At 40.0% G+C, this 19,002-nt stretch carries 18 protein-coding genes and 1 pseudogene; 9 read left to right on the top strand and 10 right to left on the bottom strand.

Features of this window, described 5'->3' with window-relative positions; genetic code table 11:
- Window positions 1-12: 12 nt before the first annotated feature.
- Window positions 13-225 carry a hypothetical protein gene (locus tag WN50_RS05715; RefSeq protein WP_046278302.1) on the bottom strand — a complete coding sequence of 71 codons (213 nt, stop codon included), beginning with the start codon at window positions 223-225 and terminating at the stop codon, window positions 13-15.
- Window positions 226-683: 458 nt separating this feature from the next.
- Between WN50_RS05715 and WN50_RS05710 the strand changes: the two genes are divergently transcribed.
- The 4 genes from WN50_RS05710 to WN50_RS05695 all read left to right on the top strand — a co-directional run bounded on the left by WN50_RS05710 (window position 684) and on the right by WN50_RS05695 (window position 6,678).
- A complete protein-coding gene (locus tag WN50_RS05710) occupies window positions 684-1,202 on the top strand; it encodes a universal stress protein (protein WP_046276854.1) in 519 nt (172 codons plus the stop codon).
- A gap of 66 nt (window positions 1,203-1,268) precedes the next feature.
- Window positions 1,269-2,420, top strand: a complete 1,152-nt coding sequence (gene tal, locus WN50_RS05705) for a transaldolase (RefSeq protein ID WP_046276853.1) — start codon at window positions 1,269-1,271, stop codon at window positions 2,418-2,420.
- A 264-nt stretch (window positions 2,421-2,684) separates the two neighbouring features.
- A complete protein-coding gene (locus WN50_RS05700) occupies window positions 2,685-5,732 on the top strand; it encodes an ATP-binding protein (protein ID WP_046276852.1) in 3,048 nt (1,015 codons plus the stop codon).
- Window positions 5,722-6,678, top strand: a complete 957-nt coding sequence (locus WN50_RS05695; protein WP_200906216.1) for a diguanylate cyclase — start codon at window positions 5,722-5,724, stop codon at window positions 6,676-6,678. Before WN50_RS05700 ends, WN50_RS05695 begins: the two co-directional genes overlap by 11 nt.
- An 11-nt stretch (window positions 6,679-6,689) precedes the next feature.
- On the opposite strand, the gene WN50_RS35845 is transcribed toward WN50_RS05695, so the two are convergent.
- The 6 genes from WN50_RS35845 to WN50_RS05665 form a co-directional block, all read right to left on the bottom strand.
- The gene (locus WN50_RS35845) at window positions 6,690-6,965 is read right to left on the bottom strand and encodes a hypothetical protein (RefSeq protein WP_082172333.1); all 276 of its coding nucleotides are present in this window, start codon (window positions 6,963-6,965) and stop codon (window positions 6,690-6,692) included.
- Window positions 6,965-7,513: a hypothetical protein gene (locus WN50_RS30780; protein ID WP_053221439.1), complete on the bottom strand. Its 549-nt coding sequence runs from the start codon at window positions 7,511-7,513 to the stop codon at window positions 6,965-6,967. The genes WN50_RS35845 and WN50_RS30780 overlap by 1 nt, the downstream gene beginning before the upstream one ends.
- Before the next feature lie 296 nt (window positions 7,514-7,809).
- Entirely contained in the window at window positions 7,810-8,067 is a 258-nt protein-coding gene (locus WN50_RS05680; RefSeq protein WP_046276849.1) for a hypothetical protein, read from the bottom strand.
- 36 nt (window positions 8,068-8,103) lie between these two features.
- Window positions 8,104-8,445, bottom strand: coding sequence for a cupin domain-containing protein (locus WN50_RS05675; protein WP_046276848.1), 342 nt, complete (start codon window positions 8,443-8,445; stop codon window positions 8,104-8,106).
- A gap of 18 nt (window positions 8,446-8,463) precedes the next feature.
- Window positions 8,464-8,985 (bottom strand): DUF2267 domain-containing protein, encoded by a 522-nt coding sequence (locus WN50_RS05670; protein WP_200906215.1) that lies wholly within the window; start codon window positions 8,983-8,985, stop codon window positions 8,464-8,466.
- A 193-nt stretch (window positions 8,986-9,178) separates the two neighbouring features.
- Window positions 9,179-9,799 (bottom strand): hypothetical protein, encoded by a 621-nt coding sequence (locus WN50_RS05665; protein ID WP_046276847.1) that lies wholly within the window; start codon window positions 9,797-9,799, stop codon window positions 9,179-9,181.
- Window positions 9,800-10,007: 208 nt separating this feature from the next.
- On the opposite strand from WN50_RS05665, the gene sbcC reads away from it, so the two are divergent.
- Genes sbcC through WN50_RS05650 form a run of 3 tightly spaced genes read left to right on the top strand, consistent with a single transcriptional unit; the run spans window position 10,008 to window position 13,777 of the window.
- On the top strand, window positions 10,008-13,094 hold the full coding sequence (gene sbcC / locus WN50_RS05660) for an exonuclease subunit SbcC (RefSeq protein WP_046276846.1): 3,087 nt from the start codon (window positions 10,008-10,010) through the stop codon (window positions 13,092-13,094).
- A 27-nt stretch (window positions 13,095-13,121) separates the two neighbouring features.
- Window positions 13,122-13,415: a nucleotidyltransferase family protein gene (locus WN50_RS05655; RefSeq protein WP_046276845.1), complete on the top strand. Its 294-nt coding sequence runs from the start codon at window positions 13,122-13,124 to the stop codon at window positions 13,413-13,415.
- A complete protein-coding gene (locus tag WN50_RS05650) occupies window positions 13,412-13,777 on the top strand; it encodes a HepT-like ribonuclease domain-containing protein (protein WP_046276844.1) in 366 nt (121 codons plus the stop codon). Before WN50_RS05655 ends, WN50_RS05650 begins: the two co-directional genes overlap by 4 nt.
- 427 nt (window positions 13,778-14,204) lie before the next feature.
- Here the strand turns inward: WN50_RS05650 and WN50_RS37375 are convergent, their stop codons facing one another.
- From WN50_RS37375 to WN50_RS05640, 3 genes and pseudogenes are all read right to left on the bottom strand, one after another.
- Window positions 14,205-14,684 (bottom strand): nucleoside recognition domain-containing protein, encoded by a 480-nt coding sequence (locus WN50_RS37375; RefSeq protein ID WP_425354782.1) that lies wholly within the window; start codon window positions 14,682-14,684, stop codon window positions 14,205-14,207.
- Between the two features lie 244 nt (window positions 14,685-14,928).
- A pseudogene (locus WN50_RS37370) lies at window positions 14,929-15,378 on the bottom strand (FeoB small GTPase domain-containing protein); the annotation flags it as partial.
- A 68-nt stretch (window positions 15,379-15,446) separates the two neighbouring features.
- Window positions 15,447-15,758, bottom strand: a complete 312-nt coding sequence (locus WN50_RS05640; protein WP_053221438.1) for a FeoA family protein — start codon at window positions 15,756-15,758, stop codon at window positions 15,447-15,449.
- A 302-nt stretch (window positions 15,759-16,060) separates the two neighbouring features.
- On the opposite strand from WN50_RS05640, the gene WN50_RS05635 reads away from it, so the two are divergent.
- Window positions 16,061-18,262 carry a hypothetical protein gene (locus WN50_RS05635; RefSeq protein ID WP_046276843.1) on the top strand — a complete coding sequence of 734 codons (2,202 nt, stop codon included), beginning with the start codon at window positions 16,061-16,063 and terminating at the stop codon, window positions 18,260-18,262.
- 8 nt (window positions 18,263-18,270) lie between these two features.
- The gene (locus WN50_RS05630; RefSeq protein ID WP_046276842.1) at window positions 18,271-18,987 is read left to right on the top strand and encodes an OmpA family protein; all 717 of its coding nucleotides are present in this window, start codon (window positions 18,271-18,273) and stop codon (window positions 18,985-18,987) included.
- Window positions 18,988-19,002: the final 15 nt, after the last annotated feature.

Genomic DNA, 19,002 nt, shown 5'->3' with positions numbered 1-19,002 from the left:
ACTTTTATGAGGCTAACTTTTTAGTGGGATAGGAACGGTTGTTTTTTGGGGAGTGATGGAATTTAGACTGACTTTGGCGATCGCAGCTAAACCTAAAGACTGATAGTTGTATCGTCCTACTAAAAAGTCTGATAAGGTTTGCCGACAGTCCGAGCAAAACCAACAGATTTTGTGCTGACAAACATGACGAGTTAATTCTCCTGAACAGAGAGGACAGATAATCATTTTTTAAAATGGTTTAATGAAAGGGTTTCAGATTGAAGCTGATGGGAGATTAAAAATCACTCCCTTTTCGAGAATCTATTAATGGGGTTAATTTTGTCTTCTACATCCCGGTTTTTTAACAAAATTTCATTTTTTTAAAACAACTTTTAATATAAACTTATTCAAATAAAAATTCCTCTATCTTCAGACAGAGGTTCAACCAACACTTAAGAGAGATATTTATGTTGAGAAAAGTTAAGATTAATAGTGAGAAAGTATAATCTCGTTGTCAAGTTTACATCTTTCAAGAGGAAGAGTTTATCAAAACAGAGGGTCATTTGAGCAGTCGGGAGATAAATCCATCTTCTGACAGAAGAAGTTACTGGTTTTCGATGTTAAATTTATAAATAATAGATTTTTCACTTTTTTAATAGGTCGATATAGTAAGGTAACACAGGAAAAACAGAGCGAATGACATTATGAGTTACAGTAAAGTATTAGCTGCATTAGATCGATCTTCCCAAGGAGAAGATGTATTTGAACAAGCGTTTGATATCGCTCACACTCAAAAAGCTGAACTCTTGCTGATTTTTTGCTTACCCAGGTTGGAACAAATGCCAACTGTAGCACCAGCAGAAACAACAACCGGAAGGGGTTTACATCCTTTGATGAGAATGTATCCTTCTATGACGGAAAAAGAGGTATTACAAGCTACCGAACAAGAGATTAAAACAGCGAGAGAACAAGCAGAGACGTGGCTGCATAACTATCAAAAAAAGGCTGAGGATAAAGGAGTTAGGACTCAATATAAATGTGTTCTGGCTGGGGGAAATCCCGGTCAACAAATTTGTAAAACAGCGCAGGAATGGAATGCAGATTTAGCTGTTGTGGGTCGTACAGGTCGCACAGGTTTAAAAGAAGCTTTGATCGGAAGTGTGAGTAACCATGTGGTTCACCATGCGCCTTGTTCAGTGTTAGTGGTGCAGAACAAAAACTGACTGGAGTATTGCTTTCTGAAAAGTTAAAAGTTTGTTGAAAATGAGACGAGATTGGAGAAATTAATGATGACAACGAATCAAATCGCTAAAATTCGCCAGTATGATCAAAGCATTTGGATGGATTATCTAAATCGCAGTTTGATTGAATCAGGAGAACTCGAAGATTTAATCAAAAATCTAAACATCCGAGGAGTCACTTCAAATCCGGCTATTTTTAAGGCTTCTATCATTGGAAATAAAAGCTATGATGCTGATATCAAAGCGGGAATTGAGAAAAAGCAGTCGGTAGAAGATATTTGCGCTAACTTAATTTTTGATGATATTCGCAAAGCCTGTGATATCTTTCGTCCAATTTACGAGGAATCACAGAAATTAGATGGTTATGTCAGCATCGAAATTCCACCCTCTCTGGCGCGAGATACTCAAAAAACAATTTCTGAAACTCAACGTTTCTTTAAGGAAATTAATCGTCCGAATGTGATGATTAAAATCCCAGGAACTCCTGATGGAATGGCGGCTATTGAACAGGCGATTTCTGAAGGAATTAACGTTAATATTACCCTGTTATTTTCAGTTGACAGTTATCTAGCCGCCGCTCAAGCTTATATTCGCGGACTAGAAACGCGAGTCCAGAATAATCAACCCATTGATTCAATAGCTTCGGTTGCTAGCTTCTTTATCAGTCGGATTGATGTAAAAGTTGATGAATTGATTGATCAAAGAATGAAAAAAATCGGCACTGAAAACTTGAATGAAGAGGCGCGTTTGAGTCAAATAAAAGGGAAAGTCGCCATTGCTAATGCTAAAATCGCCTATCAAAAATATAAGGAAATTTTCGGGAGCGAGCGCTGGAAAGCATTAGAGGAAAAAGGCGCAAATGTTCAACGGTTACTCTGGGCGAGTACGAGTACCAAAAATCCTGAATACAGCGATGTTATGTATGTCGATGAATTAATCGGGAAAAATACAGTGAATACCTTACCACTAAAAACTCTTGAAGTTTGCGCCGATCACTGTCATCCTTCAGCCGATAAAATAGAAACAAATGTGGATCATGCTTATCAATTGATGGAAAGTCTGCAAGCTCCTGATATTCAGATTGATTTAGATCAGGTGATGGCTGAATTGTTGGAAGAAGGAATTGATCAGTTTACTCAGCCTTATGATGAATTGATGCAGTCTCTCACAGATAAAGCGCAACAACTCACCACCGTCTAGAAACAAATTTCGTTTAACTGAAATATCTTAAATCGGGGAGGTTATCAACAACCTCTTTGTTTTTTTGTAAGGTATTTAGATTAGAGCTTCGTCTGTTTGCTGGACTTGTTCATAAAGCTTAATGTTTGAGAAGATCAGGATTTGAGAAAGAATACTGAGTGGTTGAACGGTTCACCGGGGTCGGAGGTTGAAACTCTGATTTGAACATTAGTCTTATAAAAATTATAATAAAATGCACCCACACCATTCAATCACCTTTTTAAAATGCAAGATATTAACTTTATTTATTCCGAACCGATTGATCTGACGAACTGTGATCGCGAACCTATCCATATTCCGGGAAAAATTCAACCTCATGGAGTTCTCCTCACATTCCAAGACATTGATCTGAGCATTTTACAAGCCAGTCAAAATACTGTTCGTTTTTTAGGCATTGAAGCTCAGTCGCTACTCGGAAAAAAATTAAATGAGATTTTTTTAGATGAGGATATTCAGTTTCTAACCCAAGCAGCTTCCAACGTTGATCTCGATTATTTTAACCCCTTTGAAATTAGAACAAAAATTCCCTCTCCTTATTCTAAATTTGAAGGGGTGATTCATCGAACAGATGGTGTTTTATGTTTGGAGTTAGAAATCCAATCCGATTCTCAAAGAAGTTATCCCCTCAGCTTTTATCATTTACTCAAAGCTTCCCTCAAAAGTATTGTCAATGTTTCCAGTTTTCAAGAGTCTACAGATCGGCTAGTTTGGGAAGTTTTTAAACTCACAGGTTATGATCGCGTAATGATTTACCAGTTTGAAGAAGATGGTAGTGGAGTTGTGATTGCGGAAGCAAAAAAAGAGGATATAGAATCTTATTTAGGTTTGCATTATCCGGCTTCTGATATCCCTTTGCAAGCGAGAAAGTTATACTGTAAAAGTTGGTTACGTCTGATTATCGATATCAACTATAAACCTGTAGATATCGTTCCGGTTCTTAATCCCCTCACCAATGAACCTTTAGATTTAAGTGATTCCATGCTCAGGAGTGTTTCTCCGATCCATGTAGAATATCTCCAAAATATGGGTGTTGCAGCTTCTTTATGTATTTCCTTGATTCAAGATGATCAACTGTGGGGAATGATTGTTTGTCATCATTATCAACCTAAATCCGTCAATTATGAAACTCGCAAAGCCTGTGATTTTTTAGGACAGTTTATGTCTATTAAACTCTTTAAAAAGCAGTATAAAGAATCAGAAAAATACCAAAAAACAGTTAGAAATTTACAAAAAGAATTCAAGAAAAACTTATCAACAAAGCCTGCAAATATTATTGCTTTTCTTCATAAAAATGGCAACCGTTTATCGTCTCTCGTGAATGCCAGTGGGATTCTGATTGCTCTCCAAGATGAATTGCTCGTTTTTGGAGATACACCCCCAACTGAAGCGGTAAAAAAGTTGTTAGATTGGTTAAAACTTAATCATCAAGTCGAACTCTTTCATACCAATAATCTCAGTGAGATTTATCCCGAGTTTTCGGCTTATCAAAAGATCGCCAGTGGAATTTTAGTCATCTCTATTTTCTCCCTGAATACTTCCTATCAAATTGTCTGGTTAAGACCTGAAAGAACTCAAACCGTCACTTGGGCTGGAAATCCCAATAAACCCGTTATTTTAGCAGAGGATGGAACGATGCAACTCTCTCCGCGTCGCTCCTTTGAAGCTTGGAAAGAGACGATTAAAGGCTGTTCGCTTCCCTGGAAAAAAATAGAACTTGATGCAGCTTTAGAATTAAGAAATATACTCATGCTCACGGCTTTACAGTCTTCTCAGCTTGCCCTCGAACAAGCGGCTCAACGGGCGGAAATTGCCAATCAAGCCAAAAGCGAATTTTTAGCGAATATGAGCCATGAAATTCGCACTCCCATGAACGCCATTTTAGGCTTTTGTGACTTGCTTCAAGGATTAGTCACTGAACCCCGCCAACGTTCTTATCTAGAGTTAATTGCTGCCAGTGGGCAGTCATTACTTGATCTGATTAATGATATTCTCGATCTCTCTAAAATCGAAGCTGGAAAGTTTAAAGTCCACTACGAACCTTTAAATTTACGACAGTTAATTTCCGAAGTTAAAAAGATTTTCACCCATCGAGCTAAAGAAAAGGGATTGTCTCTGATTAGCCAAATTGATGACACGGTTCCTCAAGGCATTTTTTTTGATGGTATACGTCTGCGTCAAATTCTCTTTAATGTCTTAGGAAATGCAATTAAATTTACGGAGCAGGGTTTTATTCAAATTTCAATTCGCGCTCAAGCTTATACTCAAGAAAATCTCCCGAAAGTCTGGCTAGAAATTGCGATAACAGATACAGGAATTGGTATTGCTAAAGATCAGCAAGACGATATTTTTGAAGCCTTTGTTCAAAGTGAAGGTCAAAGTACGCGCAAATACGGAGGAACGGGTTTAGGATTAGCAATTACTCGCCGCCTCACCACTTTATTAGGGGGAACTCTAATGCTGCAAAGTGAATTAGGTCACGGGAGTAGCTTCATTTTTATCTTTCCTGAAATCGAGGTGAGTCATACACCTTTGGACTCGGAGACTGTCTCATTTGTTGATGAAGACTTAAAGCAATTTAACAGTTCAACAATATTAGCCGTAGATGACGTATACTCAAATTTACAACTGATTCAAGGTTATTTTGAAGGAACTCAACATCGTTTGCTGTTGGTACAGGATGGTCAAAGTGCAATTCAACTTGCTCAAACCGAACAACCTGATGTAATTTTGCTAGATTGGCGAATGCCAAATCTGGATGGACGAGGTGTATTTAATGCCCTCAAACAAAATGATAAAACTCAAAATATTCCTATATTTATTGTCACAGCTTCTGTTCTGCGACAAGACTATCTCGATGTACAATTTCTGTGTCAAGGCGTGCTTCACAAACCGATTAATCGCGCTCAACTGGTTAGTGCCTTAAAAACGGTTCTTCCCTCTACCCAGAGGCAATTAACTACTGCTTCGGAGACTCTAGGATCTCAACCTAATCAAACTGAAGAAATACAACAACTCCCTCAATTGATTGAAAAATTGAATCAAGAAAAAACGGTTTGGGAGCAGTTAATAATTACCCTGAAAAGGCGTGAAGTTAAGGCTTTTTATGAACGCTTACAAGCCTATGGAACGGAGCATAAATGTCAGCTTTTGCTCGATTATGCTCAAGAAATATCAGCCCAACTTGATGCTTTTGAATGGCAGATAATCCCCGACACAATTGAAAAATTTTCTCTAATTTTAGCCGAAATAGAGCGTAAAAATAATGAGTTTTAATCCCGATAAATTTCTCATATTAGTGGTTGATGATATCACTCTAAATCTGCAAGTGCTTGCTGATATGTTAGAGCAAGTGGGCTATGAAGTCACATTTGCGACTAACGGACAACAAGCCCTAGAACGCGCCAAACTTGCTCAACCCGATTTAATTTTACTGGACTTGATGATGCCGATTATGAGCGGTTTAGAAGTTTGTAAACAGTTAAAAGCCGATGCCAAATTCTGTGAAATTCCGATTATTTTTCTGACGGCAAGTGAAGAAAGAGAGCATTTATTAGAAGCTTTTCACCAGGGAGCTGTGGATTACATTACTAAACCCTTTTATCCTCCCGAACTGTTGGCTCGGGTGCGAGTTCATCTGGAATTAAAATATACTCAAGATCAACTCAAAAAAACAGCAGCCGCTTTGGAAAAGCTAGCGATTACCGATCCGCTCACTGGAATTTTCAATCGTCGCCATCTGATCTCGATTGCGGAGACCGAATTTCAGGGCGCGATTGATTATAATCGGCTTTTTTCTATCGTCATGCTTGACATCGATCTTTTTAAAAAGATTAATGATACCTACGGACATATTGTTGGCGATCGAGTTCTGAAAACGATGACTCAGGAGGTACAAAGCTTATTGCGAAAGAGGGATAGTTTTGGACGGTTGGGGGGGGAAGAATTTGCCATTGTTTTACCCGACGCTAATCTGAAAACGGCTCTGAAAATAGCGGAACGTTTGCGGCAAGCGATCGCCGATCTCTCGATTCCGATTTCTAACTCTAATTCTGACTTGAATCTTGAGATTAAAATTACAATTAGTTTGGGAGTAACCACTTATCATGTTGATGATGAAAAACTCGATGATCTGTGGATACGATCCGATAATGCTTTATACAAAGCGAAGGCACAAGGACGCAATCAAGTTTGTAGTATTTCTGGGCCTTTCAAGTCCTAAACCGAGTTTTTTTATTCTCTCGAAGTTAAGGCTTCAAATCCCGATGCAATATCGAGTAATTCTCCGGTAATTGAACGGCGATCGCCAACAATTAATTCTCGTTGACCCCGACTCCTGGGAACCAAAGCATCTATCACTTTTAAACCCGTTTGTAGGGGAATTTTGACGGGAGTGCCTACCGAATTCCCAACTCGACCGAGGAAGGCTTCCCCGACGGGTACATCCATCACTCGGCCCGTTCCATGCACCTTTGAGAATTCGGGGTCATTAGTGTTGCTTAAATACACTACTGAACGCGGGTCAGATCGGCTACAACAACGGCTTTATTTTGATATTCAGCTTCAAGTTCTCGTTGGAGATCTAAGTCCCAGGTTAAATTATAATCGCGCTCTAATTCTGACACCACAAACTGACGAACTTCTCCGGTAACTTGCACAGTTTCACCTTCAACAATCGGTTCGGCTTGATTATTCACTGAAATTACAAGCACTTGATCTTCGTCAAATAAGTCTTCTTCGTCTTGCAATACGAAGGAATTTAGACCGACAACTTCTTCAACTTCTCCGGTAATTGTAACCGTTTGACCGACAAGTTCTTCGGTTTCATCTGCAACTTCATCAACAGAGGTTGCCGTTTCCAATTCTTCAGTTTCGTTGGTTGAAGTGAGATCCTCTTGGGTATTTAGAGCGTTATTTTCAAACTGATCGCCGCAAGCAACTAAAGCACCGGATAACAGGAGCATCGCCACTGCCGACCCGCTCTTTTTCCAGTTTTTCGTAATCCGTTTGATTAAACTTTTTTCGTTGTTTTCCGATTTGAAACTGTTAATATTCATCAGAAGGAAATCCTCCCGTATACATTAGAACTAAATCGTCGGGTTAAATTTAATAACCCGATTGACTTTATATTAGTAAAAGAATGATTCAGTTCCATCTATCTAAATTGGTAAATCTTTACCCGAACTCCCGAAAGAGGGGGCGCGATTCTCTTCCTTGAGAAGCAGAGAGAAGCGTTCATCAAGGTTTTGAAAATCGGGGGTAAGGGCGGCAAAATTTTAACGTTAATTACGCTCCCTCGAACAGAAACAACGGTTCCCTGCTGAGATTGTTCGGAAGTTTAATTCATCACCAATTAATCAGGATGATCGGGGTCAGCCAGGGGAGATTTTTCAATCGCTTCTTCCATGCGTTCTGACATGGATTGTTTACGTTTTTCTTCTTTGAGATGCGCTTCACTAACCAGTTCTCGCGCTCTTTCTTGAGTGATGTCCGCTTGTTCGTCTGCATTCTCAGCTTGGGGTTCAGCCCGTTCAACCATTGACTCTTGACGCTGCTGAGAATAATGACGTTCTTCCGTCAATATTTCTCTTGATTGTTCTTTGGTACTCATAAGTTGAGTCCTCCTTTTCTTCGTTTTTTATTGAGTTTAAACTTGGTCGCGTCCGTACATTTCAGCCGGGGGACTCGTGGCTTCTACTGCGGTAAACGGTTCGATGATTTTATAGGTATGACGGGCGCCTTTCGGAACGACCCAAGAATCGCCCGGTTCCAGAATTATTTTCTGTCCTTCTAGGTACAATTCCGCCCGTCCTTTGATTACAAAACCAACCGTTTCATAGTCCCGTTCAACGATGGGTTTTCCTTCGTGGGGCTGTTCATTTTCCCACAACCGCATCGAGATTGTCCGACCGGAAACTAAATATTTCTGATCCATTTCACCTTGGGGTGAATATTCGGCGCTGACTTTTTTTACGGTTTTATCTACCATGATTTTTAACTGTGTTAATTACTGTCGGCTGGCGGCGACTTCAGCTTGCATGGGTTCGGGCCAAAGCTGTTTAATTTCATCCGGCATCATGTTAATCACTTCTTTTACTTCGCCTGCTGAAACCCGACTTGAGATCATGTTAAAAACAGCCCGAACTAAGTTTTCAATGCTAATATTTGTTGATTCCCATGCGGGTAATTGTTCTTCTACGGACTGCAAAAATTGTCCTTGGGAACGGGTCTTATCGGGGTTGGTTGCGGGTTTCCAATCTTCGTAGTAAAATCCCGTCAGCAATACGGGGAGTTGGGCTCCTAAATGGGCGGCTTCTTCTACGGTTAAGCGATCGCGTAATTTATGTAATGTAACTCGCAGTCCTTGAAATACCTGTTCTTTATTTTCGCACTTTAATATTTGGGCGATATCGTTAACCCAAGTGTGAGTTTGTTCTAATGTTCGATCAAATGTTGCTATGCCAGTCATAATAGGAGAGACGTAAATTCCTTCAATTTCTTTGCTGCTGGCTACTCTGCTTGATTTCACCTTCTTTTTTAGATAATACTCGGCTTTCCCCCTCTGTTTTCATCCCTCCTAAGGAAGATATCGACTTATAATTCCAAAAGGCTGGCATTTGGTGGTTTATTTTTGGCAGTACCGGAATGTTGATTGGGAATGTGGGTAATGCTTTTGTAATGGGGGCTAGAAACCATACAAGAAATCATAGAAGAAGATCGAATTAATTCTCCCGACCCCAAAGAGCTAACCCTCCGCCTCGCCCTCGGGCAGCTATCGCTTTTTCTTGGATATAAAAATAGGCGAAAAATGCTTGTTTGTTTATGCGATCGCTGTAAAACTTTTCTTCGCTTTCCGCGCCGCCACGAATATAGCCATCATACAACTTCACTCCGAATAATATCACATTCATGCGGGTAAAGTCAAACGCTAAAATATTCTTTTTTGCTAAAAATTTTACAGGCCCACTGAGGGTTAATTTCAACCCACCCAACTGAACAGAATTTTCTACCTTTCCCGTTTCAAAAGGTTGTTCTAAATTGGCTTGAGGAGAAACAGAAACGGAATAAGATAAATGAATTTTCACCCAGTTGGGAAGATAACGACCGGCGCCTAAAGCGGTGCCAATTTTACGGCGAGTTTTTTGAGTTCCGGTAATAAAACACAGCCGCCAAGTTCCCACAAATTGACTCAAATTTGCTGGTTGTTTCTGTTTGCTGGCGGTTTTTTCTTGTTCAACAAGTGCCTCTACAACCTGATCAGCCGCAGGCTTTTCCAGCGACTTGGTGAAGACCGCTTTGACTGCTTGAGAGAGAAGGATGGAGCTTTGAGTGAATGACGTCATCGGTTATAATAGAAATCAGAAATTCGGTGAACAAACTAACACCAAGTTTAGTGTTGAAAAGCCTCTATAAACTATAAATATAGCGTATCCTGCCGAGATTCAACCGTTAGCGAACAGCAATTCACCAATCTAGATCGAAACTGTAAAGAATTATAAAATATAGATGAAACCCATGACAAGAGGGGATAAATAGTCTTACAATTACTCTATGATTCCATATAAACTAACGCTCAAAAACTTTCTCAGCTATCGAGAAGCTAGCCTTGATTTTAGTGGACTGCACACCGCCTGTATTTGTGGGCCGAATGGGGCGGGAAAATCTTCGCTACTTGAAGCGATCGCCTGGGCAATTTGGGGCAGTAGTCGCGCCGCTACAGAAGATGATATCATTCACTTGGGAGAAACAGAAGCTCAAGTAGACTTTGCCTTCATTGGCGAGGGAAACCTCTATCGGGTGATTCGCAACCGTCGCCGAGGTCAGTCTGGAACGCTCGATTTTCAAGTGGCAACTCAAGCTTATAATGAAATTCAAAACGGAGCAAAAATTGAGTTTCGCGCCATTGGAGAACGGGGAATGCGAGCGACACAGCAGAAGATATTAGATCAGATTAAATTGGATTACGATACGTTTATTAATTCTGCTTATTTGCGTCAAGGACGAGCGGATGAATTCATGCTCAAACGCCCCAATGAACGAAAAGAAATCTTAGCCAGTTTACTCAAACTCAATGAGTACGATAAATTAGCGGATCGCGCTAAAGATTTATCCCGAGAATATAAAGGGAAAATTGAACTGTTGCAACAAACGATAGATAGCATCAAGCAACAGCTTCAACAGCAAAATGAAATGACTCAAAATATTGCGAACCTCGAAACCAGTCTCAACCAACTGAACAGTCAACAAAACACCGAACGGGAACAATTACAACAGCTACAAGCCAGCCAACACCATCGCCAAACCTGGGAAAAATTGCGTCAAGGCGAACAACAACAATATCAAACGCTCTCTCAAGATTATCAACGACTCCAGCAAGACTTTAGCACTACTCAACAACAACAGCAAGAAGTCGAAGCCGTCTTAAAACAAGCGTCTGAAATTCAAGCCGGATACGCTCGATTTCAAACCCTACAAGCGACTGAAGAAGGCTTTTCAGCAAGATTTAAAAGCTATCAAGAAGCTCAACAAAACCGTCAAGAACTCCTTGAACAACAACGGCAAATTTTGCAGAAAATCCAGCAAAAAATTCTAAATATAACGGTGCAGTTAGAAGGGTTAAGTCAACAAGAAAGTGAACAGCTAGAAGTCTTAAACCAGCGTTCAGAAGTAGAAGCCGCCCTGATCGAATTACAAACCGCTCGGAACCATTTAAATCAACTGGATGAATTACAGGTAAAAGTCACCCCTTTATTACAACAACGCCAACAGTTACAAACGCAATTAGATAGGGCATCGGCGAGTTGTAGTGCGCGTTTGGAGGAGTTATTAAAGTCCATTCGTCAACTCCAACAAAATTTGCAAACTCATCCGGAATTACAACGAACTTTACAACAAATTAATGCCCAAATTCAGGAGTTAGAAAAAAAGCAGGTTTATCAACAAAGAGTCAAAGAAAAAGGGCTAGAAAGACACAATTTTATGGAACGGTTGTGTGCTAGACAACGAGATTATGAAGCAAAATTAGCTGAATTAGATCAGAAAATTAGTTTATTAGGGATGCCGTCAAATGGGGATCAAGAAGCTAATTCGGTTCAGCCTTTATGTCCGTTGTGTGATCGCCCTCTAGATGAACATCACTGGGGTTTAGTGGTGGGAAAACATCGCACTCAGCAGCAAGAAATTCGCGATCAAATGTGGGTAGTTAATGAACAGTTAGCCGTAGCTGAACGGGAAATTAAAGGGTTTCGAGAGGAGTATCGCCAGCTAGATCAGGAGTTATCGCAGTATGAGGAATATCGAGAACAACGAGGACAAATTCAAGCGAAATTAGAAGGGATAGAAGAATCTCAGTTAAGGTTTCAACAACTAAAATTAGAAGCGAGAGAAATTGAGCGATCGCTACAAACGGGAGAATTTGCAGCAGAATTGTATCGAGAACAGCAACACCTCGAGCAACAATTACAACAGCTCAATTATAATGAGCAAAGCCACGTTTTAGCTCGGAATGAAGAAAAGCGTTGGCGTTGGGCAGAAATTAAGCAAAGTCAACTGCAAAGTGCCGAAAGTAAGTTAGCGAAAATTCAAGCTCAAAAACCAGAGTTAGAAGCGAAAAAAGCAGCTTTTGAAGAAAAGTTCACCCAACAACAAACTCACTCAGAATTACAGCAACAAATTGTGACGTTAGATCGTTCTATTGCCGAAATCGGGTATAATTTAGAAGAACATAATCAAGTGCGATCGCAATTGCGTCAAGCCCAACAGTGGTTAACTCGGGTGGAGAAGTTAAATTCAGCCCAAAAACAATATCCGCAAGTTCAGCAACGTTTAGAACAATTACAGCAGTTAAAAGCCAGTAAAGCCCAGGATATCAAAACCGTTGAAGCCCAAATATATCTCCTCGAACAAAAGCTTAAAGAAACCCCAGATCTTAGCGAACAAATTCAGCAGTTAGAACGACAAATTCAGCAGCGTCGTCAACAGATGGATCAAACGTTAGGTCAGTTGGGAAGTCTCAAACAGCAGCAAGCCTATTTAGAGAGTTTAAACACCCAACATCGCGAACAAAAACAACAGTTAGAAACCGCTCGGCGTCAATATCGCGTCTATAGTGAACTGGCGCAAGCCTTTGGAAAAAATGGCATTCAAGCCTTAATGATTGAGAATGTATTACCGCAGTTAGAAGCCGAAACCAATCAAATTTTATCGCGATTATCTGCCAATCAGTTACATATTCAGTTTATCACGCAACGGGCGGGACGCAGTAGCAAATCTTCAAAGAAAACGGCAAAATTAATCGATACTTTAGACATTTTAATTGCAGATGCACGCGGAACCAGACCCTATGAAACCTATTCGGGTGGAGAAGCTTTTAGAATTAATTTTGCGATTCGGTTAGCCTTAGCAAAACTACTCGCTCAACGCGCGGGAACAGCCCTCCAAATGCTGATTATTGATGAAGGGTTTGGTACCCAAGACGCTGAAGGATGTAACCGTTTAATTGCGGCTATTAACGCCATATCCTCAGATTTTGCTTGTATTTTAACCGTTACACATATGCCTCATTTAAAAGAAGCCTTTCAAGCCAGAATAGAAGTTGAAAAATCCCCAACAGGTTCTCAACTGAGATTATTAATGTAGTCCACTTTTTAAATTTCTAAAAAAGCCATGTCATTAATGAGATTATTACAAGAAAAACGCGATGAAATTATCAAAATTTCCGCCCAACATGGCGCCTTTAATGTGCGGGTGTTTGGTTCGGTGGCAAGGGGAGAGGAAAAAGAAACAAGCGATATTGATTTTTTGATTGATTATGATTTGGAAAAAACGACTCCTTGGTTTCCGGGTGGGCTACTGATGGACTTGCAGGATTTGTTGGGCTGTCGGGTGGATATTGTGACGGAACAAGGGTTAAGTCCTTTGATTAAAGAACGAGTATTGAGCGAGGCAAAACCGTTATGAACCCGGAACGCGATCGCGTTTATTTGGTGCATATTTTGGAGTGTATCGATCGCATTCGAGATTATACGGGCAACGATCGAGAAAGTTTTATGAATAATTCTTTGGTGCAGGATGCAGTATTAAGAAGGTTGCAAACAATGGCGGAGTCAACACAACAGCTTTCGGATGATTTAAAAGCAGAAGCGCCGGATGTTGATTGGCGGGCATTATCTGGATTTAGAAATGTTTTAGTCCACGATTATTTGAACGGCATTGATTTAGAGCGAGTTTGGGATGCGATCGCCAATTATTTGCCGGGGTTGGAATCTGCGGTTAAGCGACTCTCTGAATATTTGGAACGGAAGTCAAAAAGGAAAGATTAAAAAACAATTGAAGTGGGGTTGAAGTTCTCAGCGAGTCGAAAGAAACATAGTTTTTGCTTCTCCAACTCATACCCATACAACATCGATAACGATCTATAAAAACAAAAATGGGCCTGACGATTAGACCCATTTTTTGAAAGCTGAGGGGGTGAAAATCAATTATTTTTTCCCACCCATTCGTAAAGTTCAAAGCTTTCAGTTTGACAATGGCTACAACCTCCACATTTTTCGACTTTGTGTTGATAAACTCGACTGACTGGACGCGCCATCTTCAGAATGAATAATGTTCCGCCACTGAGGAGAAGCATCGCCATTAACCACAGGACAGAAAAAACCGGATGTTGATTAAACCGAGCAATTTGATAGAAACTCGTGGCAACAATATAAGCCATTCCCGTCGTCCAAACTGCTACAAATACCGTCCAATTTAGATTCGTTTCTCGGTACACCGCAGCCGTTGCCGAAACACAAGGAAAATACAATAATACAAACAGTAAATAAGCAAACGCTCCGACTTTTCCATCAAATCGCTTCGCCATCGCCCCAAAGGTTCCAACGGTAATTCCTTGTTCTGCGGCATCTGTCCTTTCAGGAGGGTATGCTTCATGACTAATCCTGTAAAAATTGCCGCCAAAATCCCTAAAAGATAGAGTCCGAAGACAATATTTTGACCGCCAACGGGGAAAAAAGCCGCAGCAAATAACGCATAAACGGGTAATCTCGCCCCACAAGACATGAACGGATTCATCATAATTGTCATTAAGCGATCGCGAGAATTTTCTAAAGTTCTCGTTGCCATGATCGCCGGAACATTGCAGCCAAAACCAACTAACATTGGCACAAAAGATTTCCCCGGAAGTCCAATAAACCGCATCACCCGATCCATGACAAATGCCGCCCTCGCCATGTAGCCAGAGTCTTCTAATAGAGAGAGAAATAGAAACATAAACCCATTGCAGGAGATTTAAAGCCGTCCAACGGGGTTCAACGATGCGAAGATGGCTATGTTGGGTAATGTAGGGGATGAGTTCATTTAACGCATCTTCAATCACTGCCGGATAGGCGACATAATGAGGCGATCGCGTCAAATGGGGTAACATTTTATCAATGGTTTCGACCAGGTTTTTTACCCCTTTGCTTTCGGCGGCAACAATCGGAATAACGGCTAATCCTAGATGTTCAGCGAGTCGTTCAGGATAGATTTGAATGCCTCTTTTTTCGGCAATATCCATCATGTTTAAAGCGATAATCATCGGTAAGCGCATTTCCATTAACTGAGTCGTTAGATAGAGGTTGCGCTCTAGGTTAGAACCATCGACAATATTAATTACCAGTTCGGCTTCTCCTGAGAGGAGATAATCTCGGGCGACTAATTCATCCATCCCGGTGGCGGTGTCTTCCGCATCGAGAGAATAAACGCCCGGTAAGTCAACAACGGTAATAGTCGTGTCTTGATATTTAAACTGTCCTTCTTTGCGATCAACGGTCACTCCAGGCCAGTTTCCCGTGCGTTGATTTGATCCCGTTAGGGCATTAAATAGCGTTGTTTTCCCACAGTTAGGATTGCCAATTAAGGCAATAATCGGTTTCCGAGTTGCCATCTTGAATTCCCTTTAAATGAACGATTGATTTAACAAATATTTCGCCTCTTACCTCTTGCATGATTGCCTTATCTCAAAACTTCCACAACTAAAGCATCAGCTTCTTGCTTCCGCAAACTGAGGTTAAATCCTCGCACGTTAATTTCAATTGGATCACCAAAAGGTGCCACCCGAATCACCGTAAATTCAGTACCGGGCGTGAGTCCCATTGACAGCAATTTGCTTTTGTAGGCTCGATAGGATTTTTCATAGCCGAGTATGCGCCCGACGCTTCCAGAGGGCATTTGCCGCAGGTAAATAGATGTGTCCTGAGTTTCCATTGTTGTTTGTTCCTGTTGACGGTTGAGGGGTTCGTCTGTCACCATGATTTTTTCAGCCATTCCCGCCCCTAAGCCTAAGCGGTTATCTGCAATGGCGACGACGACAGAGCCACTGTGTTGGGTACTTAAAACCTGAAGTTCTCTGCTATGATTGTTTCATCGTTAACACAACTGCCTGTTTTTTGATCGCTATGGATGGGCAAAAGTTGAAAGACTAGCCTATTCCTGTATTTTGCTACTAGCATTTTTGGGTTCCAAATTTCAATCCATATTAAAAATGATTGAAGTTAATTTAAGCTCTTTTTAAATAAGCTTTTAATCTTTGTCATTGATCATTTTTGTCCTCAAAATTAAAATTTAAAATGCAATTAGTTAATTCTTTTTACACATTTATTTCTGTCCTTTGGCAAAATAGCTTCTTTCATGTTTGCACCTTAATATTATTTATAATTGCTGTTTGGGGTGAGCATAGATTTGTGAGGCAATACCAACGCTATCTAAAGGCTAAAAGTCAGATTACTCAAGAAGCTATCACCTATTTATCACTTCAGCTAGAACGTCAACCTGAAGGTCGAATCGAATTAAAATCAACCGAAATTTTTCATTCTAACTGGGGATTACTATTGGACTGGTTTAGCAGCTACCTCATCGGTGAAATTTCCTATCAAGGTAACACCTACGAAACTGAAATTAAAGGTAGAAAATTTATTTTATTTCAATATCCCGCCTTTTTAACCCGATCAATTCCGCGAAGTCAATGGCAATTTGTACCGAGTTTGTTGATTGCAATTGGAGTGCTAGGAACCTTTTATGGTATTCAGAGTGGATTACAAGATATAAGTTTAGGAAACTTAGAAAATACCACAGAATTACTCCCTTCAATCCGACTACTTCTAGAAGGAATGAAAACTGCTTTTTCTAGCTCACTTATGGGTTTAGGTTCTGCAAGTTTAATGACGCTGGTACTGGCTTGGGGAGAGCGAAAACGGCAAAATTTTAGAGATAATTTGCGAGAAAAACTCGATCAAATTTCTCAAATTAAACTCTCAAACTCTGCTAACTCTCAAGGTAATTTGAATATTGCAGAGATTATGAAAGCAGGTTTTTCTCAACTGATAGAAGCTCAAAATCGAGTAGATTCTCACGCCATTGGAACTCAAGTCGGATTAGCAATGACACCGATTTTTCAAGATATTCGGGAGGAATTAACTACCTTAAAACAAATTAAAGCGGATCAAGGTGAAGTGATCTTAAATAACTTACTGCGAGAACTGCGAATACAAGTGATTGAACCTGTTGTGGAACGACTCGATCAAAGCGCACAATTGACTCAAGAAGCGTCTCAAGCAGTGCGAGAATTAAAAAGTGAATTAGGGGGAATTTCGGCGAGTTTAGCCCAATCGATTTTAACGATTCAAACGTTTCAGGAAGATACCTTAACTCAGTTACAAGCTTTTGCAGGTTCATTGCAAAGTATTTTAGGAGAATTTCAAAGCGATACTCAAGGAGTTTTACAGCAAGTTTCTCTGGAAATTCGATCAGGAGTTGCAGAAAGTATTGAGGGAATGAAAGCACAAAGAATTGCGTTTCAAGCTAGTGCTGAAGATGCGGCGAATACGTTTAGAGGAATTAAAGAAAACCTGCAATTCGCTTTGCAAACTCAAGCTGAACAAGAACAACAAATGCTTGAACAAGTGCAGCAACGCATGACGAAAATTTTAACAGCAACTCACAATGCGTTTCAAACTCAATCGAATACGATTAAAGCCGTCGGAGAAGAAGCATCTCAACTGATGAACCAAGCTCAAGAAAATTTAGTCGGGAGTTTGCAAAATGTAGATACAATGCTACAAAATACGCGCTTAACGGTACAGGAAGAATTAGAAAGGTTTCGCATTGGTTATCAGGTTTCTCTGCAACATTTCTTTGAAGAACAAAATAACTTATTAGAGGGAACACTTGGAAAGCAACAAAAAGGTCTAGCTCAAGTTGTCGTTGCATTGCAACGGGTATTTCAAGAGGAGTCAGAAAAGCGACAATTGATGTCGCAACAAGTTGATGAAAGCATGGCAATTGTTTTAAAAACGGCAAAAGAAGTGAGTGAATATGCTAATTCTGTTGGGTTAAATGCGAGCGATCGCATGGCTCAATTACAAGAACTGGCGAAGATCACTGCTGAGGAAGTAAAACGGGTAGAAACTGTTTATGAAAAGTTAGTTGAACAGTTAAATACTGAAGGAAAACGACTCGAAAATACTTATACAAACTTAGTTGAACAATTGCACATTTCTTTGCAAGCTGAACAAGAACAAGTACAGCAAGTTGAGAGTGTTTATCAGAATCTAGTTAGTCAATTTAATCTGGCTTTGGAGTCGGGAAATCAACAATTAATTCACTATTTAGAACAAGCTAGTGCATCCCAAAATAAGTTTTTTACAGATGCCGATAGTTCGATGGCAAAAGTCTGTCAAGGGTTGCAAGCAAGTTCTGATGGGTTGATGCAAGTGGCTCAATATTTAGTCGCCTCTGCTGACAATTTAAGTCTCAAACAAACCAAAAATTAATTTTAAAAATGAACATCAATCGCTTTGATTTTGAAACCAATGAAGATTTAGAAGATAACCAAGATTCTAGTGTTTGGCTATCAATTGGGGATTTAATGTCAGGTTTGCTACTGTTTTTTGCGCTATTGTTTATTACTGTACAAGTTCAACTGAATGATTATGTAAAAAAGCTTGATGAAAAAATGGCTCAGGTCGAAAAACTTTCAAAAGAGTTAGAACAATATCAACAGGCGTTTAAAGCCTTACCGCAGATTATTATTAATGCGCTAGAAGGGAAAGTTGGAACTGAAGATACTTTTACAGTTGATCCAGCGACGGGAGATGTGAGTATTCGCGATCGCATTTTATTTGATGATAATAGTTCGGTACTGAAAGCAGAAGGAAAAGAGTTTTTAAAAGCATTTATCCCAGTTTATAGCGAGGTAGTTTTTTCTAATTCTGAATTTTCTGAACAAATTGCTCGGATTATTATCGAAGGTCATACCAGTTCAGCCGGAACTCCAACTCGCAATATGCAATTGAGTTTAGAGCGTGCTTTAGCTGTTTCTAATTATATCTTATCGAATGAGCTATCTTTTACTCAAAAACCACAATTTCAAAATAAAATTTTAGTTTCAGGTCGGGGGGAAATTGATGCTGATCAAACTCAAGATAATTCAGGCGATCGCAAAGTGACGTTCCGTTTTCAATTCCGTCGTGAGAGTTTAAGTCTGGATTCAAAGTAAAAAGGAAATAAATCG

Source organism: Limnoraphis robusta CS-951 (assembly GCF_000972705.2).
This window is presented reverse-complemented; position numbering and strand designations above follow the sequence as displayed.

Bases quoted from the DNA above. Each gene is read 5' to 3' on its own strand.
- WN50_RS05680 (WP_046276849.1), bottom strand. From the start codon at position 8,067: ATGAGTACCAAAGAACAATCAAGAGAAATATTGACGGAAGAACGTCAT.
- WN50_RS05710 (WP_046276854.1), top strand. From the start codon at position 684: ATGAGTTACAGTAAAGTATTAGCTGCATTAGATCGATCTTCCCAAGGA.
- tal (WP_046276853.1), top strand. From the start codon at position 1,269: ATGACAACGAATCAAATCGCTAAAATTCGCCAGTATGATCAAAGCATT.
- WN50_RS05630 (WP_046276842.1), top strand. From the start codon at position 18,271: ATGAACATCAATCGCTTTGATTTTGAAACCAATGAAGATTTAGAAGAT.
- sbcC (WP_046276846.1), top strand. From the start codon at position 10,008: ATGATTCCATATAAACTAACGCTCAAAAACTTTCTCAGCTATCGAGAA.
- WN50_RS05700 (WP_046276852.1), top strand. From the start codon at position 2,685: ATGCAAGATATTAACTTTATTTATTCCGAACCGATTGATCTGACGAAC.
- WN50_RS37375 (WP_425354782.1), bottom strand. From the start codon at position 14,684: ATGGCGAGGGCGGCATTTGTCATGGATCGGGTGATGCGGTTTATTGGA.
- WN50_RS05715 (WP_046278302.1), bottom strand. From the start codon at position 225: ATGATTATCTGTCCTCTCTGTTCAGGAGAATTAACTCGTCATGTTTGT.
- WN50_RS05695 (WP_200906216.1), top strand. From the start codon at position 5,722: ATGAGTTTTAATCCCGATAAATTTCTCATATTAGTGGTTGATGATATC.
- WN50_RS05640 (WP_053221438.1), bottom strand. From the start codon at position 15,758: ATGGCTGAAAAAATCATGGTGACAGACGAACCCCTCAACCGTCAACAG.
- WN50_RS05675 (WP_046276848.1), bottom strand. From the start codon at position 8,445: ATGGTAGATAAAACCGTAAAAAAAGTCAGCGCCGAATATTCACCCCAA.
- WN50_RS05635 (WP_046276843.1), top strand. From the start codon at position 16,061: ATGCAATTAGTTAATTCTTTTTACACATTTATTTCTGTCCTTTGGCAA.
- WN50_RS05655 (WP_046276845.1), top strand. From the start codon at position 13,122: ATGTCATTAATGAGATTATTACAAGAAAAACGCGATGAAATTATCAAA.
- WN50_RS05665 (WP_046276847.1), bottom strand. From the start codon at position 9,799: ATGACGTCATTCACTCAAAGCTCCATCCTTCTCTCTCAAGCAGTCAAA.
- WN50_RS05650 (WP_046276844.1), top strand. From the start codon at position 13,412: ATGAACCCGGAACGCGATCGCGTTTATTTGGTGCATATTTTGGAGTGT.
- WN50_RS30780 (WP_053221439.1), bottom strand. From the start codon at position 7,513: ATGAATATTAACAGTTTCAAATCGGAAAACAACGAAAAAAGTTTAATC.